Source organism: Bradyrhizobium sp. B124, assembly GCF_038967635.1.
Taxonomy (GTDB): Bacteria; Pseudomonadota; Alphaproteobacteria; order Rhizobiales; family Xanthobacteraceae; genus Bradyrhizobium.
This window is the reverse complement of record NZ_CP152413.1, coordinates 5348586-5364193: the sequence shown is the minus strand read 5'-3', so window position 1 is coordinate 5364193 and position 15608 is coordinate 5348586. Positions and strand designations below refer to the sequence as shown.

The window sequence follows — 15608 nt, the reverse complement described above, 5'->3', positions numbered from 1 at the left end:
CAAGGTACGGTGCTGACTTTCTCGACTGACGCTCTCCGCCCGCAGGACCGCTTTGAGCATTGGTGCGATGTTCGCGGCAAAAACCTGTTCGGGGTCACGATCGAGCTCGAGCGCGACAGACGGCCCGAATTCCATGGACGGTTTTCCGCGACGCCGGTCGGCGATGCCGTGCTGGCGGAAATGTCGGCGTCGTCCTACCGCGTCAGCCGGACGTCATCCGACATCGGACATGTTCCGAGCAACAGCCTGCATCTCGGCTGGCAGGTGCGCGGCCCCGGCCACATGAATATCGGCCGCGATCGCATCCAATGGGTCGGCAACGGAGATATGGTGTTCGGCCATTCCAATCTTCCGTTTGCGTCGACGCCCGAACGGACCGACGGTTTTCGCTTCTTCAGCCTCAAGATTCCCGCCACCGACGAACTCGTGCTCGGTGCGCGGATCGAGGACGTGCCGCTGGTCGCGCTGGCGCGTGATGCGAGCCTGACCCGGCTTGTCGGCGCCATGTTCCGCGCCATGACGCGCGATCCGGCGCAAGCCGGGCAGTTCGCCGGCGAGGTCACGCATATGGTGCGCCTGGCGCTGCTTGCGCGCGGGCGCTTGCGGCCGCGCCAGGATGAGATCCGTGCCGCGCTGCATGCCGGCTACCTTCATGCCGCGCGCGAAATCCTGCTGCGCGATCTGCATCGCGCCTCGCTCACGCCGGCCGCGGTCGCCACCGAGCTCGGTATTTCGCTTCGGCAATTGCATGCGCTGTTCGAGCCGACCGGTCTCTCATTTGCGCGAACGCTGACGGCCAAGAGGTTGAGGGAGGCGAGGCGGCTTCTTTCATCGATGCAGGAGCGCGGCATCGACGAGATCGCGTTCTCATGCGGCTTCGACAGCATCGCGACCTTCTATCGCGTGTTCCGCGCGACCTACGGCATGACGCCGGGCGATGCGCGGCGTCTTCCGCCGCAGGATCAGCTAGAGCATGATCCGGAAAAGTGTGAAGCGGTTTTCCGAAAAGATCATGCTCGAACAAGAATCTAAGGCGCGATGACGATTCAACCTAATCTCATCGCGCTTTAGCGAATTCCGCGAACCGGGTCGCGACCGCGCGATAGACGTCGCGGCGGAACGGCACCACGAGATCGGCGACGCGATCGAGACGCTCCCAGCGCCATTGATCGAACTCGGCGGGCTGGCCGTTGCGCGGCGTCAATGGATCGATCTCCTCGTCTCGCCCGGTGAAGCGCAGCGCAAACCATTTCTGCCGCTGGCCGCGGAATTTGGCCAGCCGATGCGATGCCGGCCCGTCATAGTCCGGGAATTCGTAGGTCATCCAGTCGGTCTCACCGAGATAGTCGGCGTTGACCGCCCCGGTCTCTTCCCACAATTCGCGCATCACGGCCTGGCGCGGGTCCTCGCCAGCGTCGATGCCGCCTTGTGGCATCTGCCATTCGAGGCCGGGCAGTACTATTTCCGGACCGTCGTCCTTGATCCGGTGGCCGATCAGCACGCGTCCGTCGCCGTTGAACAGCGCGATGCCCACATTGGGGCGATAGGGCTTATCTGATGACATCTCGACCGGTGCGCCGCGCGTTTGTCTGGCCGATCATATGGCCGTCTATTTGGCCGCCAGACCGGCGAATTCCTTCACGACGCGCTCATAGACCGGACGCTTGAACGGCACAATCAGCTCCGGAAGATTCTTCATCGGCTCCCAGCGCCAGGTGATGAACTCGGCCTTGTGGCCGCCGCCGGGGTGGGCGACGTTGATCTCGTTCTCGTCGCCGGTGAAGCGCAATGCGAACCACTTCTGCCGCTGGCCGCGGTAGCGGCCCTTCCAGGCGCGGCCGGCGACGGTGCGCGGGATATCATAGATCAGCCAGTCCGAGACCTCGCCGAGCTTCTCCACCGACTTGACGCTGGTCTCTTCATAGAGCTCGCGCCGTGCGGCCTGAAACGTATCCTCGCCGGGATCGACGCCGCCTTGCGGCATCTGCCAGACATGCGCGTCGTCGACATGCTCAATGCCGCCGGCGCGGCGTCCGATGAAGACCAGCCCAGCCGTGTTGAGCAGCATGATGCCGACGCAGGTTCGATAGGGCAGGTCTTCGTAACGTGCCATGCCGCCGCTACCTCGTACAGTTCCTGGCGCCGCCGACCCGGCCCCCCGGCAAGGTCTCAAGCTGCACCAACGGATTGATCTTTAGCCTGATTTTGATTTCAGCATCGCCGTTGTCAATGGCACAAGCATGATGCCCTTGGAGTCCAGTGTCTTGAGCCAGGCGCCGAGCCGCTCGATCGAGACCGGCAGCGCCGAGGCGACGCCCACGGCCGTGCCGCGTTCCTTGGCGATCGTTTCCAGCTTGACCAGCGCGCGGTCGATTTCCGCCGATGTCGGCACCACGTCGATGGCGAAATCCGCCTTGGCGAACGGCAACGATTGGCCGGCCGCGAGGCTCTGCGCGACGCTGCGCGGGGTGGAACCGTCGTCGAAAAAGCTCAGGCCGCGCTTGGCCGCCTCGCGCACGATGGGCTGCATCACCGGATCGGTCGCGACGAACCGGGCTCCCATGAAATTGGCGATCCCGGCATATCCCTGCAGGCGGCTGAGGTGCCAATAGAGACGGTCGAGGTTCTGCTCGCTGCTCAAGGTGGTCAGCAGGGTCTGCGGGCCCGGATCGTTGTCGGGATAGTCGAACGGCTCCATCGGGATCTGCAGCAGGATCTCGTGGCGCTGGGTCCGGGCTCGTTCCGCGAGCTTGCCGGGATCGGCGCCGTAGGGCGTGAAGGCCAGCGTCACGGCCGGCGGCAGCTTCATGATGGCGTCCGCGGTCTTGGCGGCGCCGACCCCGAGGCCGGCGACCACGATGGCGACCACGGGCATCCGGGCCGCCTTGGCGCGGTCGGCTTCGGCCGCATAGACCGTGAACGGCTTCAGGCCGTCGGCGACAACAGGGATCATGCCGTAGCGCGATTTTTCCAGCAGGCGCGGGTCGATCCCGGTCATCGCGAGCGGCGGCGCGTCGCCATCCGTGGTCTTTTCGGCCGGATCGCCGGCGCCGATCACCACGTCCTGGCGCTTGCCGCTGGAGCCGTCGATGATGGTGACGGTCTTGGCGTCGTTCTTGGCGTCGACGGCTGCGGCCGGGGCTTTGGCGGCGGATTTGACCGCCGGTTCGGCCGGGGCGTGTTTATCGTCGGCGGCTGCGGGCGGGGGATTGTGAAGCGCGATGCGGGCAATCGGTTCGCCGCCGAGCGGATTGTCGTTGAACAATGCGACGCCGGCGAAGCCGACCAGCACGAGGCCCAACAGCACGGCGAGCGCCTGCATCGCCGTGAATGGCAGGCGGAAACGGCGCGTCCTGCCCACGGTCTGCTGCCCAAGCGGCGTGCTCAGTTCGTCGGCCGCTTCTGCCATGCCCCTCCCCGAATCAACAGCGCGAACGATAGCACGATGCGGTGCATTTCCGCGCGCCGGCCTCCCCCGTCAAAGCACGGTTGGGGGTGGACGGCGAAAGCAGAAAGGGCGGCCCGAGGGCCGCCCTGTTCGCCTCAACGATTGGATTGGATCAGTTCGCAGCCTTGTTGCCGGGCTTGTCGACCGCGGCCTTGTCGCCGGGCGCAGCCGGTGCCGGCGTCGCGCTCGAGGTCGACTTGATGCCGTGCAGCAGGTCGTCGGCCATCTTCAGCGCCTTGTCGTCCTTGGCGTCCGGCGGGACGTAGGACTGCGAGCCGGTCTTCTCGTCGCCGTCGTTCTTCAGATGGCCACGCAGCGAGGCCTCGCCCTTGGTGTCGGTGCGCGCCTTCAGCTCTTCCGGCACGTCCTGCAGCACCTCGATGTCGGGCACGATGCCCTTGGCCTGGATCGACTTGCCCGACGGCGTGTAGTAGCGCGCGGTGGTCAGACGCAGCGCGCCGTTGCCCGAGCCGAGCGGGATGATGGTCTGCACCGAACCCTTGCCGAACGAGCGGGTGCCGACCAGCGTCGCACGCTTGTGGTCCTGCAGCGCGCCGGCGACGATTTCGGAGGCCGATGCCGAGCCGCCGTTGATCAGCACGATGACCGGCTTGCCCTTGGTCAGGTCGCCGGGGTGCGCGGCGCGGCGCTGGGTTTCCTCGGCATTGCGTCCGCGGGTCGAGACGATCTCGCCGCGCTCCAGGAAGGAGTCGGACACGGTGACGGCCTCTTCGAGCAGGCCGCCGGGGTTGTTTCGGAGATCGATGATGTAGCCCTTCAGCTTGTCGCCGATCTGGCTCTGCAGATTGGCGACTTCCTTCTTCAGGCCTTCGGTGGTCTGCTCGTTGAAGGTGGTGATGCGGATGTAGGCGATGTCGTCGGCCTCGACGCGCGCCCGCACCGACCGAACGCGGATGTTGTCGCGCACCAGCGTGACGTCGATCGGATTGTCCTGGCCCTTGCGGATGATCTTGAGCTTGATCTTGGTGTTGACCGGACCGCGCATCTTCTCGACGGCCTGGTTCAGCGTCAGGCCCTGCACGGCCTCATCGTCGAGATTGGTGATGATGTCGTTGGCCATGATGCCGGCCTTCGAGGCCGGGGTGTCGTCGATCGGCGAGACGACCTTGATCAGGCCGTCTTCCATCGTGACCTCGATGCCGAGGCCGCCGAACTCGCCGCGGGTCTGCACCTGCATGTCGCGGAAGCTCTTGGCGTCCATGTAGCTCGAGTGCGGGTCGAGGCCGGACAGCATGCCCGAGATCGCGGACTCGACGAGCTTGCTGTCATCCGGCTTCTCGACATAGTCGCTGCGCACCCGTTCGAACACGTCGCCGAACAGATTGAGCTGGCGGTAGGTGTCCGACGTCGCGGCGCGCGCGCTCGATCCCATCAGCACAGCGCGGGGCTGCGTGACGAAAAGCGTCAGGGCCGCGCCGGTGGCGGCGCTAAGGAGAATTACCGAAGTCTTGCGCATCATCCGCGAACCTTTTCGCCTTCATTTGCGGCCCACCATGGACCTGGATCGATTGGAGTGCCGTCTTTCCGGAACTCGACATAGAGCACTGGCTGGCTCGCATTGGTCGCGAGAATGGATGCAACCTGGGACGTCGACCCCATGGTCGCAACCGGCTCCCCCGTTAGCACAAACTGGCCGATGTTTACCGAAATACGCTCCATCCCGGCGATCAGGACATGATACCCGCCCCCGGCATTGAGGATCAAGAGTTGTCCGTAGCTGCGGAAAGGACCAGCGTAAACAACCCAGCCGTCACACGGGGTTGTGACCTGCGCGCCCGGTTTGGCGGCCAAAGAAATGCCCTTTTGTACGCCTCCCGCGCCGTCGGAACCGCCAAATTCGCGAATCTTGGTGCCATTCACGGGATAGGAGAACAGGCCTTTGGCCGAGGCGAAGGCGACCGCCGGGCTCATGCGGGCCGGGTCCTTGAGCGCCCCCAGATTGGGCTTGCCGTTGACGGTCGCCGGGGCCCCCTGGAGGCTGGCCGTGGCGGCGGCCTTGGCCGCGCTCTTGAGATCCTGCTCCATCTTGGCGATCAGGCTCTGCAGGTCGGCGGACTGCTTCGACAGCGCGATGGCGCGGGCGCCTTCGGCCTCCATGTCCTTTTCGGCCGCGCTTTGCTGGCGCTGCCGTTCGTCGACCAATGCGGCGAGGCGGGTCTGGTCTTCCCTCAGTTTGTCGCGGTCGCCCGCCAGCGCATCGCGCTCGGTCGAGATGGTCTTGCGCAGCGCCACCAGCTCGCCGAGATCGGCCGCAAGCTTCTCGGCGCGGACGCGCAATTCCGGCACCACCGCGCCGAGCAGCATCGCGGTGCGCAGCGATTGCAGCGCGTCCTCTGGCCGCACCAGCAGCGCCGGCGGCGTGCGCCGCCCGGCGCGCTGCAGCGCGGCAAGCACCTCGATCACTTCGGAGCGCCGTGAATCGAGCGAGCCGCGGATTTCGCGCTCGCGGCCATCGAGCGGCTGCAAGCGTGCCTCGGCGTCGGCGATCCGCGTCTCGACGCCGCGCACCTGGCCGGCAATGTCGATCAGCTGCTGATTGAGCTTGCTGCGGTCCTGGCCGATCGCGGCGATGTCGGCCTTCAACTTCTCCTGCAACTCGGTGGCCTTGCGCTGCTGTTCGCGCGCGGCCTCGAGCTCCTGCTCGCGCTGCTTGATGGCGTCGGGCGATGTTTCTGCCGTCGTGGCCTGCTGTGCCGGCGGGGCGGACTGTTGCGCGGGTGGTGTCGCCTGCGCATGCGCCGCGGTCAGCGGATACGCGGCCAGCATAGCGATCGACAGAGGCAGGGATGCCGGCAACCAGCGGCGGCGCGCGGTGCCGCGATGCGAATCCGAAGCTGTGTCCCGCTTGTGCTGCATTCGCGTGCGTTCAGCGCTTTCGACTGTCCGTCACCGCGCCTCAGGCGCGATGGTAGGGGTGGCCGGCCAAAATGGTCGCGGCCCGATAAATCTGTTCCAGAAGCATGACGCGGACCATTTGGTGCGGCCAGGTCGCGGAGCCGAATGCAATACGCAACGAGGCCTTGCGCTGCAATTCAGGCGAAAGTCCGTCCGCGCCGCCGATCATGAAGACAGTATGTGCTGCCCCCTCGTCGCGCCAGCGGCCGAGCTGCTGCGCAAAGCTCGCACTGTCGATGCTCTTGCCGCGTTCGTCGAGCGCGACCAACATGTGCTTTTCCGGCAGCAGCGCCGCGATCGCCGCGGCCTCCTCAGCGATGCGCGCGGACGTGTCGCGCGCGCGGCTCTCCGTAATCTCATGGATCTCGAGGCCGCGAAAGCCGAGCTTGCGGCCGATATCTTCGAAGCGCTCGCGGTAGCGCTCGGCGAGCTCCCGTTCAGGGCCCTGTTTCAGACGGCCGATGCAGATCACGACGAGACGCATCAACGCAGACTAGCTGCGCTGCAACCGATTCGCATCGGCTTCGATACGCCTTAGACCGCCGCGACCGCCGGGTTCTGAGTCCACAACCGCTCGAGATTGTAGAACTCGCGCACCTCAGGCCTGAACACGTGCACGATCACCTCGCCGGAATCGATCAGCACCCAGTCGCAATTGGGCAAGCCCTCGACATGGATGTTCTTGACCCCGTTTTCCTTGAGGCTCTTCGTCACATTTTCCGCGATCGCGCCAACGTGCCGGTTAACCCGGCCGGTGGTGACGATCATGTAGTCGGAATATGCGGATTTGCCGCGAAGGTCGATGGTGACCGTCTCTTCCGCTTTCATGTCGTCGAGGCGGGAGAGGATCAGGCTCAGCGTCTTGTTGGCATCCGGTTTGTCGGCATCCGGTTGCGCCTGCAAGGCCGCGGTTTTCGTCGATGTTTTACGCGCAGTCTTGGGACCTGAAGTCTTGGGAACCTTCGGTAAAACAGACTTTGACAATACAGATGTGGCCAGGGACCATTCCTTTCACTGTATCGCGGGTGCCGAATCCTCGGCCCCACGCACCATTCTACGCATGTGGGGTTAATGGTTTCAATATCCAGTAACCCTTTTGCGCCTCACGCCGTCCTCCAGCTCCCGTCCGGGTTCCGCAGTCCGGTCGAAGACAAATTGGATTTCATTCCTGTCAGGAACACCCAGGCCGGCGCCTGCTGATCGGCCAGCCGTGTCGCCTGATTTTCAGGCAAGCGATAGCGCATGAGCGCCTGCGCCGCCGGTGCGGCAAGGGCGCGGAAACTCTGGGGCGGACGGTCGATCACGGCAATCGGCACATCGGACGCGATGCGCCGCCAATCTTTCCAGCGATGAAATTGCGCGAGATTGTCAGCGCCCATGATCCAGACGAAGTGCACGCCGGAGACACGGCGGCGCAAGTGGATGATCGTGTCGACAGTGTAGCGGACACCGATGACAGCTTCGAGACAGCTGATGTCGATGCGCGGATCGTCGGCAACGCGACGCGCGGCCGCGGCACGCTCGTTGAGCGCATGCAGGCCATCATGGTTCTTCAGCGGATTGCCCGGCGTCAGTAGCCACCACACGCGGTCGAGTTGCAATCGCTTGAGCGCGAACTGGCTGATGGCGCGATGCGCGGCGTGCGGTGGATTGAACGAGCCGCCGAGCAGCCCGATGCGCATGCCGTTGGTATAGAACGGAAGCGCCTGGGTTGGGGATAACGGCACGGTGGAAGCTTGTTGCAATGGTTTACCGTGCGCGTGCGACAATGATCACGGCCGGGTCTGCCCGGTGCCGTGGACGCGATACTTGAAGCTCGTCAGCTGCTCGGCGCCGACCGGCCCGCGGGCGTGGAATTTGCCGGTGGCAATTCCGATCTCGGCGCCGAAGCCGAACTCGCCGCCGTCGGCGAACTGGGTCGAGGCGTTGTGCAGCACGATTGCCGAATCGACCTCGTTGAGAAATCGCTGCGCGGCAGCGGCATCCTCCGTCACGATCGCATCGGTGTGATGCGAGCCGTGATTCTGAATATGCGCGATCGCTTCATCGAGACTGCCGACGATCTTCGCCGAGATGATCGCGTCCTCATATTCGGTGTTCCAGTCCTCGTCGGATGCGGGCTTCACCCTGGCGTCGGCGCCTTGCACGATTTCGTCGCCGCGCACCTCGCAACCGGCATCGATCAACAACTCGACCAGCGGTTTCAGCTTCGTCGCGGCAGCGTTGCGATCGATCAGCAGGGTCTCGACGGCGCCACAGACACCGGGACGGCGCATCTTGGCGTTCAGCACGACCTCCTTGGCCATATCGAGTCTGGCGCTGGCATCGACATAGATGTGGTTGACGCCCTCCAGATGCGCGAACACCGGAACGCGCGCCTCCGCCTCGACGCGCGCGACCAGGCTCTTGCCGCCGCGCGGCACGATCACGTCGATGCCGCCGTTCAATCCCGTCAGCATCAGGCCGACGGCCGCGCGGTCACGGGTCGGCACCAGGGTGATCGCGGCCTCAGGCAGGCCGGCTTCACGCAGGCCCTGCACCAGGCAATCATGGATCGCGCGGCACGATCGGAAGCTGTCGGAGCCACCGCGGAGGATCACGGCGTTGCCGGATTTCAGGCACAGCACGCCGGCGTCGGCGGCGACATTGGGGCGGCTCTCGAAGATCACGCCGATTACGCCGAGTGGCACGCGGACGCGCTCGATGGTCATGCCGTTTGGACGCTGCCAGCTCTCGGTCACGGCGCCGACCGGATCGATAATCTCACGCACGGTCGCAACGCCATCGGCCATGCCGTCGACGCGCGCCTGCGTCAGTGTCAGGCGGTCGACGAAGGCTGAGGTCATGCCACCCGCGCGCGCCTCGGCGACGTCCTCGGCATTGGCGGCAAGAATGGCCGGCGCGTTGGCGCGGATCGCGCGCTCGATCGCGGCGAGCGCCCGGTTCTTCTGCTCCGGCGGCGCCAGCGCCAGCACGCGCGCGGCGGCGCGCGCCTTGGCGGCAAGGTCGGTCATCAGGGCGGCGAGATCGGCGTTGCCGTCGATCGCCTTCAGGGGGGCGCTCATGGAAGTCCCGGCTTTCGATTAAGGCCATGTTCTAGCATGGCAATTGAGGGGTGGCGAGGCGCGGAACCGGCATGGCAGGTGGGCGGCAGGCCCAGCCTGTCGGCCGGGTAGGCTATCTGGGCCTACTTGGCCGGGATCGCCCCGGCCGGGCCGATCACGAGGTCGTCGCGGTGGATCATCTCGGAGCGGCCGCTGATGCCCAGGATGGCCATCACGTCCGGCGAGGAGCGGCCCTTGATCTTCTCGGCATTCTCGGCGTCGTAGGCGACCAGGCCCCGGCCGATCTCATGGGTGTCGGGGCCGCGCACTACCACGGCATCGCCGCGGGCGAACTGGCCGTCGACCCGGATCACGCCGGCCGGCAGCAGGCTCTTGCCGGCGCGCAAAGCGGCCACCGCACCGGCATCGATGGTCAGCGTGCCCTTCGGCTCGAGCGAGCCCGCGATCCAGCGCTTGCGCGCGGTGACGGGATTGGCCGGGGTCAGGAACCAGGTGCAGCGGCCGCCGTCGGCGATCGCCTGCAAGGGATGCTCGATCTTGCCGGAGGCGATCAGCATGTGGGTGCCGGCGGTGGTCGCGATCTTCGCGGCCTCGATCTTGGTGGTCATGCCGCCGCGCGACAGTTCGGAGCCGGCCGAGCCGGCCATCCCTTCGATCTCCGAGGTGATGCTTTCGACCACCGGGATCAGCTTGGCATCGGGATCGATCGCGGGCGGCGCGGTGTAGAGGCCGTCGATATCGGACAGCAGGATCAGCAGATCCGCGCTCGCCATGGTGGCGACGCGGGCGGCGAGGCGATCATTGTCGCCGTAGCGGATCTCGGTGGTGGCGACCGTATCGTTCTCGTTGATCACGGGCACCGCGCGCCATTCCAGCAGCTTGGCGATGGTCGAGCGCGCATTGAGATAGCGGCGGCGCTCTTCGGTGTCCTGCAGCGTCACGAGGATCTGCCCGGCGCCGATGCCGTGATGGCCGAGCACCTCCGACCAGATCCGCGCCAGCGCGATCTGGCCGACTGCGGCGGCAGCCTGGCTCTCCTCGAGCTTCAGCGGGCCGCGCGGCAGCTTCAGGCGGCTGCGGCCGAGCGCGATCGAGCCCGACGACACCACCATGACCTCGCAGCCTCGCTTGTGCAGCTTCGCAATATCGTCGACCAGCGCGGCGAGCCAGGATGCGCGGACTTCGCCGGCCTGCGAGTCGACCAATAGCGACGAGCCGACCTTGACGACGATGCGGCGAAAGTTCTTGAGCGCGGGGCGTTTCATGGGTTTGGTCTGGCAGGAAAGTGGAAGCAAGAGGCGCCACGATGTGGCTTAAGAAGTCGAAGTGCCGCTCAACCCTGCGGCACCGGCGTCGCCCACGGCTCCGCCTGGCTCTTGGCCTTGTTGGACACCGGCGCTTCGCCGATCACCTCGACCAGCGCGCGCAGCGCGTCCTGCACGCCGTCGCCCGTCACGCCTGAGACCAGCAGCGGCGTCTTCTTCGCCGCCCGCTTGAGGCGGTCCTTCTGCTTCTTCAACTCGTCCGGCTCCACCGCGTCGATCTTGTTCAGCGCGACGATCTCGATCTTGTCGGCGAGATGGCCTTCATAGGCTTCGAGCTCGGTGCGCACGGTCTTGTAGGCCTTGCCGGCGTGCTCACAGGTCGCATCGACCAGATGCAGCAGCACGCGGCAGCGCTCGACATGGCCGAGGAAGCGATCGCCGAGGCCGGCACCTTCATGCGCGCCTTCGATCAGGCCGGGGATGTCGGCGAGCACGAATTCGCGGCCGCCGTAATTCACCACCCCGAGCTGCGGATGCAGCGTGGTGAAGGGATAGTCGGCGATCTTCGGTCGCGCCGCGCTGACCACCGACAGGAAGGTCGACTTGCCGGCATTCGGCAGGCCGACAAGGCCGGCGTCGGCGATCAGCTTCAGCCGCAGCCAGATCCATCGTTCTTCACCCGGCGCACCGGGATTTGCGTTGCGCGGCGTGCGGTTGGTGGAAGACTTGAAATGCGCGTTGCCGAAGCCGCCATTGCCGCCTTCAGCCAGCACGAATTTCTCGCCGAGTTCGGTGAAATCGTGCAGCAGCGTCTCGCGGTCCTCGTCGAACACCTGGGTGCCGACCGGCACTTTCAGCACGATCGGCTTGCCGTTGGCGCCATGGCGGTCCTTGCCCATGCCATTGGTGCCTTTTTGCGCCTTGAAGTGCTGCTGGTAGCGGTAGTCGATCAGCGTGTTCAGTCCGTCGACGGACTCGATGATGACGTCGCCGCCGCGGCCGCCATTGCCGCCGGAGGGGCCGCCGAACTCGATGAACTTCTCGCGCCGGAACGCGACGCAGCCGTTGCCGCCGTCGCCGGAGCGAATATAGACCTTGGCTTCATCGAGGAATTTCATGATCCGTACTAGTTAGGGCAGGGGGGCCGCGGCGGCAACCCGGAAAGGCCCTGACTTCGGCGAAAAGCCTTAATTTTCGGGCCTTTTTGCGGCCCTTAGCGCCAAAGCGCGGCTATTGCGCTTTGGCCTGTCCTTTGAGCATGATCTTTTCGGAAAACCGCTTCACACTTTTCCGGATCATGCTGCGGGCCGCCGCCGCACAAGGAATTTCTGCATCCCCTCCAGCACCAGCTCGCGGCGCTGGTTGTGCACGGTCGAGCGCAGCGTCACGACGCCCGTGGTCCGGCCGGGCGCGAGCTCGATCACCTCCAGCGCGGGGTAGATGGTATCGCCGGCATAGACCGGTTTCAGGAACTTGCTCGACTGTTCCAGGAAGCCGATCAGCGACTCCTCCACGACATAGGGAAACAGCCCGGCGCCGGGCGCGGTGTGCACCAGGGTCTGGAAGCCATGCGCAAGCAGGTCCGGCATGCCCCGCGTGCGGCAATATTCGACGTCGTAATGGATCGGATGGGTGTCGCCGCTGGCGGTCTGGAACGCCGCGAACACGGCCGAGGTCTGGGTTCGGCTCGGAATCACGAAGCGCTCGCCGAGCACGAAATCCTCGAACCACCGCTGCGCGGGGACCATGCGATGCTGGGTGGGGTCGAATTCGCTCATGCGGCGTTTCCTGCTCTGTTTCTTGAATGGCTGCCCTAGAGCCTATCCCGTTCCGATTGAATCGGAACGGGGCTCTAGATTCTTGTTTTGACGCGTTTTCTTCACGCGAACCGGTATCCACTTCGCTCGAAAACGCTCTACCGGTAGCGCAGGCGCCGCACTGCGACAATTGGTTCGATCTGCAGCCGCTGGGGTTGTCCTGCGCAACGACGTCGGTAAAACCGGTGACAGGACCGCCCGACTCAGAGGCGGCGACAACAAGAGAACAATGAGCCTGTTCGCAAAACTGTCCTCCTACGACGATCGATCGGCGCGGCTTGCCGGCATTGGCCTGATGCTGCTGTCGATCTTCATGTTCTCGTTCGGCGACGCGATGGGCAAATTCCTCGTCGCCACCTATTCGGTCGGGCAATTGCTGTGGCTGCGCGCCTGCGCGGCACTGCTGGTGCTGCTGCCGATCGTGTGGAAGCGGCGCGCGGATTTCCTGCATCTGGAGCGGCCGTGGCTGCAATTGCTGCGCGTCACGCTGTCGACGCTGGAGGTCGCGGCGTTCTTCCTCGCGACCGTCTATCTGCCGCTCGCCGACGTCATCACCTACTATTTGGCCGGTCCGATCTTCGTCACCGCGATGTCGGGCCTCGTGCTCGGCGAGCATATCGGCTGGCGGCGCTGGACCGCGATCCTGGTCGGCTTTTGCGGCGTGTTGATTGCGCTGCGGCCATCGGCGCAGACCATCAGCTGGCCGGCGATGATCGCGCTTGGCGGCAGCCTGTCGTTTGCGGTGCTGATGCTGATTACGCGCTCATTGCGCGCGACGCCCGATATCGTGCTGGCGACCACGCAATTCGGCGGCACCTTCATCCTCGGCCTCGTGCTCTCGCCGATCGGCTGGGTGACGCCATCGGCCGGCAGCCTCGTGCTGTTCTTCACCGCCGGCATCATCTCGGTCGCGGCGCTGCTGTGCGTGAACCGCTCGCTGAAGCTCGCGCCGGCAAGCGTGGTGGTGCCGTACCAGTATTCGATGATCGTCTGGGCGGTGATCTTCGGCTTCGTGGTGTTCGGCGACGTGCCGTCCTGGGCCACGATCGTCGGCGCCGCCATCATCATCGCGGCCGGCCTCTACATCTTCGTGCGCGAGCAGCAGCTTGGGCGCACCGAGTCCGCGATCAATCCGCCGGCGTGATTCTTACCCTCCCCTGGAGGGGGAGGGTCGGATCACATTGAGCGTAGCGAAATGTGAGACGGGGTGGGGTGATCTCTCAACTCGGGCAGCGTCCGAGTGGAGAGACCGTCACCCCACCCCGCTGCGCATTCCGCTCCGCTGCATGCGCAACGACCCTCCCCCTCCAGGGGAGGGTGAAAATCGGGGGAGGGTGAGAAATCAGCTCTCCCGCCGCTTCGAACTATTCCAGCTCTTCAGCGAAGCCCAGACGCCGCGCGACAGCCGGAAGGCATCGACCGGGCTCGATGAGCCCAGCGCCTCGAAGCGGTGCAGCTCGACGCCGCTCCACTGGAAGCCGCACTTCTCGAGGATGTTGCGCGACAACGGGTTGACGACGCGGGCGCCCGCGATCAGCTGGTCGAGATCGAATTCCTCGAAGAAGTAGTCGATCACCGCGCGCGCGGCCTCGGTGCCGAAACCCTGGCCCCAATGGTCGACACCGAGCCAGTAGCCGAGTTCGGCCGCGGTCTCGTCGCGCCAGTCGATGCCGACCATGCCGATCGGCGTGTGATTGTTCTCGATCAGGAAGACGGTTTCGCGTCCGCCGGCGCCGAGCGCGCGCACGAAGTCGATGGCGTCGTCCTGGGTATAGGGATGCGGAAGGCGGCGGGTGTTCTCCGCGATGCGGCGGTCATTGGCGAGGCGTGCAATTGCTTTTACGTCCGCGAGCGTCGGCTTGCGCAATGTCAGCCGTTCGGTCTCGAGGACGCAAGCTCTTGCCTCGCGCAAGGTCGGCGTCGGGATGTCCTGCAACATGTCGAGCTCCTGTGATGCGACAATCGGTACGCAACGCTTGGAACGTTGCGCGCGGTCGAACCGGATCGCGCGCAACAAAAAGGGGAGGCCGGTCATCCCGCCTCCCCTTGGAGCCCTTTGCGACTCCGCCGGTTCAACAGGACCCGGCGGACTCATGTGTGTCCACCGTCTACTCGGCCGCCTCTGCCATCGGAATAACCGATATGAATGTGCGGCCATTGGCTTTGGCACGGAACTCGACATGACCCTCGACCTTGGCGAAGAGAGTATGATCGGTGCCCATGCCGACATTAAGGCCAGGATGCCAGGTGGTGCCGCGCTGACGCGCGATGATGTTTCCGGGGATCACGCGCTCGCCACCGAACGCCTTGATGCCAAGGCGCTTGCCCTTGGAATCACGTCCGTTGCGCGATGAACCGCCTGCTTTTTTATGAGCCATAGCTCGTCTCCGACTTCGCTTTGATCTCTAGATCAATTCCTTGACGGAATCATTTCACGTTTTGTCACGCTTCAAATCTGAAAGCGCGACGATCACTTCTTCTTAGCTCTTGGCCGCGGCCTTCTTGGCCGGAGCCTTTTTCGCGGCCGGCGCCTTCTTCTTGGCCGCCTTCGGTGCTGCGTCCTCGCCATCATCGGCGGGCGCTGCGACCTTTTCCTTCTTCGGCCGCGGGCCGACGGTCGGCTTGGCGTTATCGGCGAGGATCTCGGTGATGCGAAGCACCGTGAGCTCGTCGCGATAGCCGCGCTTGCGGCGTGAATTCTTGCGGCGACGCTTCTTGAACGCGATCACCTTGGCGCCGCGCTTGTGCTGCAGCACTTCGGCCGCAACGGTGGCGCCTGCCACGGTGGGCGTTCCCAGCACCGGCGTGTCACCGCCGAGCACCAGAACTTCGCCTAGCTGCACGATCGTGCCGACATCGCCGGCGATCTTGCCAATCTCGAGTACATCATTCGGAACGACACGGTACTGCCGGCCGCCGGTTTTGATGACTGCGAACATCGTTTGATTCCTTCGTGTTCGGTTCCGGCCTCGGACGGTTAGCCCGGGTCGGCTTTTTGTTCAGTCGCTATGGGTTATGTGTTTCGCGCGAAGGGAATGAATTCCCAAATTGGATCGCACAAAAACAATCGGCGCGAGAAAACTCCGCGCCGGATGGG

At 65.0% G+C, this 15608-nt stretch carries 17 protein-coding genes; 2 read left to right on the top strand and 15 right to left on the bottom strand.

Annotated features, from left to right (window positions below; all coding sequences use genetic code 11):
- Nucleotides 1-9: 9 nt before the first annotated feature.
- Complete coding sequence (locus tag AAFG13_RS25505) at nt 10-1032, top strand: AraC family transcriptional regulator (RefSeq protein WP_342708588.1); 1023 nt, start codon at nt 10-12, stop codon at nt 1030-1032.
- 25 nt (nt 1033-1057) lie between these two features.
- On the opposite strand, the gene AAFG13_RS25500 is transcribed toward AAFG13_RS25505, so the two are convergent.
- The 12 genes from AAFG13_RS25500 to AAFG13_RS25445 all read right to left on the bottom strand — a co-directional run bounded on the left by AAFG13_RS25500 (nt 1058) and on the right by AAFG13_RS25445 (nt 12472).
- Nucleotides 1058-1564: an RNA pyrophosphohydrolase gene (locus tag AAFG13_RS25500; RefSeq protein WP_342708587.1), complete on the bottom strand. Its 507-nt coding sequence runs from the start codon at nt 1562-1564 to the stop codon at nt 1058-1060.
- A gap of 45 nt (nt 1565-1609) precedes the next feature.
- Nucleotides 1610-2113, bottom strand: a complete 504-nt coding sequence (locus AAFG13_RS25495; RefSeq protein WP_092121642.1) for an RNA pyrophosphohydrolase — start codon at nt 2111-2113, stop codon at nt 1610-1612.
- 81 nt (nt 2114-2194) lie between these two features.
- Complete coding sequence (locus AAFG13_RS25490) at nt 2195-3409, bottom strand: divergent polysaccharide deacetylase family protein (RefSeq protein ID WP_212318937.1); 1215 nt, start codon at nt 3407-3409, stop codon at nt 2195-2197.
- Between the two features lie 151 nt (nt 3410-3560).
- The gene (locus tag AAFG13_RS25485) at nt 3561-4928 is read right to left on the bottom strand and encodes a S41 family peptidase (protein WP_207833969.1); all 1368 of its coding nucleotides are present in this window, start codon (nt 4926-4928) and stop codon (nt 3561-3563) included.
- Nucleotides 4925-6325, bottom strand: coding sequence for a peptidoglycan DD-metalloendopeptidase family protein (locus tag AAFG13_RS25480; RefSeq protein WP_342708586.1), 1401 nt, complete (start codon nt 6323-6325; stop codon nt 4925-4927). Before AAFG13_RS25480 ends, AAFG13_RS25485 begins: the two co-directional genes overlap by 4 nt.
- A gap of 40 nt (nt 6326-6365) precedes the next feature.
- Nucleotides 6366-6848, bottom strand: a complete 483-nt coding sequence (gene rlmH / locus AAFG13_RS25475; RefSeq protein ID WP_342708585.1) for a 23S rRNA (pseudouridine(1915)-N(3))-methyltransferase RlmH — start codon at nt 6846-6848, stop codon at nt 6366-6368.
- Between the two features lie 50 nt (nt 6849-6898).
- Nucleotides 6899-7267 (bottom strand): ribosome silencing factor, encoded by a 369-nt coding sequence (gene rsfS / locus AAFG13_RS25470; protein WP_173640701.1) that lies wholly within the window; start codon nt 7265-7267, stop codon nt 6899-6901.
- Between the two features lie 200 nt (nt 7268-7467).
- Nucleotides 7468-8091 carry a nicotinate-nucleotide adenylyltransferase gene (locus tag AAFG13_RS25465; RefSeq protein WP_342713396.1) on the bottom strand — a complete coding sequence of 208 codons (624 nt, stop codon included), beginning with the start codon at nt 8089-8091 and terminating at the stop codon, nt 7468-7470.
- A gap of 45 nt (nt 8092-8136) precedes the next feature.
- Nucleotides 8137-9429, bottom strand: a complete 1293-nt coding sequence (locus AAFG13_RS25460) for a glutamate-5-semialdehyde dehydrogenase (protein WP_342708584.1) — start codon at nt 9427-9429, stop codon at nt 8137-8139.
- 122 nt (nt 9430-9551) lie between these two features.
- Nucleotides 9552-10694 (bottom strand): glutamate 5-kinase, encoded by a 1143-nt coding sequence (gene proB / locus AAFG13_RS25455; RefSeq protein WP_212318945.1) that lies wholly within the window; start codon nt 10692-10694, stop codon nt 9552-9554.
- Nucleotides 10695-10762: 68 nt separating this feature from the next.
- A complete protein-coding gene (gene obgE / locus AAFG13_RS25450; RefSeq protein WP_212318947.1) occupies nt 10763-11812 on the bottom strand; it encodes a GTPase ObgE in 1050 nt (349 codons plus the stop codon).
- 177 nt (nt 11813-11989) lie between these two features.
- Entirely contained in the window at nt 11990-12472 is a 483-nt protein-coding gene (locus AAFG13_RS25445) for a MaoC family dehydratase (protein ID WP_212318949.1), read from the bottom strand.
- Nucleotides 12473-12740: 268 nt separating this feature from the next.
- On the opposite strand from AAFG13_RS25445, the gene AAFG13_RS25440 reads away from it, so the two are divergent.
- The gene (locus AAFG13_RS25440; RefSeq protein ID WP_342708583.1) at nt 12741-13655 is read left to right on the top strand and encodes a DMT family transporter; all 915 of its coding nucleotides are present in this window, start codon (nt 12741-12743) and stop codon (nt 13653-13655) included.
- 198 nt (nt 13656-13853) lie between these two features.
- Here the strand turns inward: AAFG13_RS25440 and AAFG13_RS25435 are convergent, their stop codons facing one another.
- From AAFG13_RS25435 to rplU, 3 genes are all read right to left on the bottom strand, one after another.
- On the bottom strand, nt 13854-14450 hold the full coding sequence (locus AAFG13_RS25435) for a GNAT family N-acetyltransferase (protein ID WP_342708582.1): 597 nt from the start codon (nt 14448-14450) through the stop codon (nt 13854-13856).
- Nucleotides 14451-14619: 169 nt separating this feature from the next.
- Complete coding sequence (gene rpmA, locus AAFG13_RS25430) at nt 14620-14889, bottom strand: 50S ribosomal protein L27 (RefSeq protein ID WP_024583287.1); 270 nt, start codon at nt 14887-14889, stop codon at nt 14620-14622.
- A gap of 102 nt (nt 14890-14991) precedes the next feature.
- The gene (gene rplU, locus AAFG13_RS25425) at nt 14992-15450 is read right to left on the bottom strand and encodes a 50S ribosomal protein L21 (RefSeq protein WP_212318955.1); all 459 of its coding nucleotides are present in this window, start codon (nt 15448-15450) and stop codon (nt 14992-14994) included.
- Nucleotides 15451-15608 lie beyond the last annotated feature (158 nt).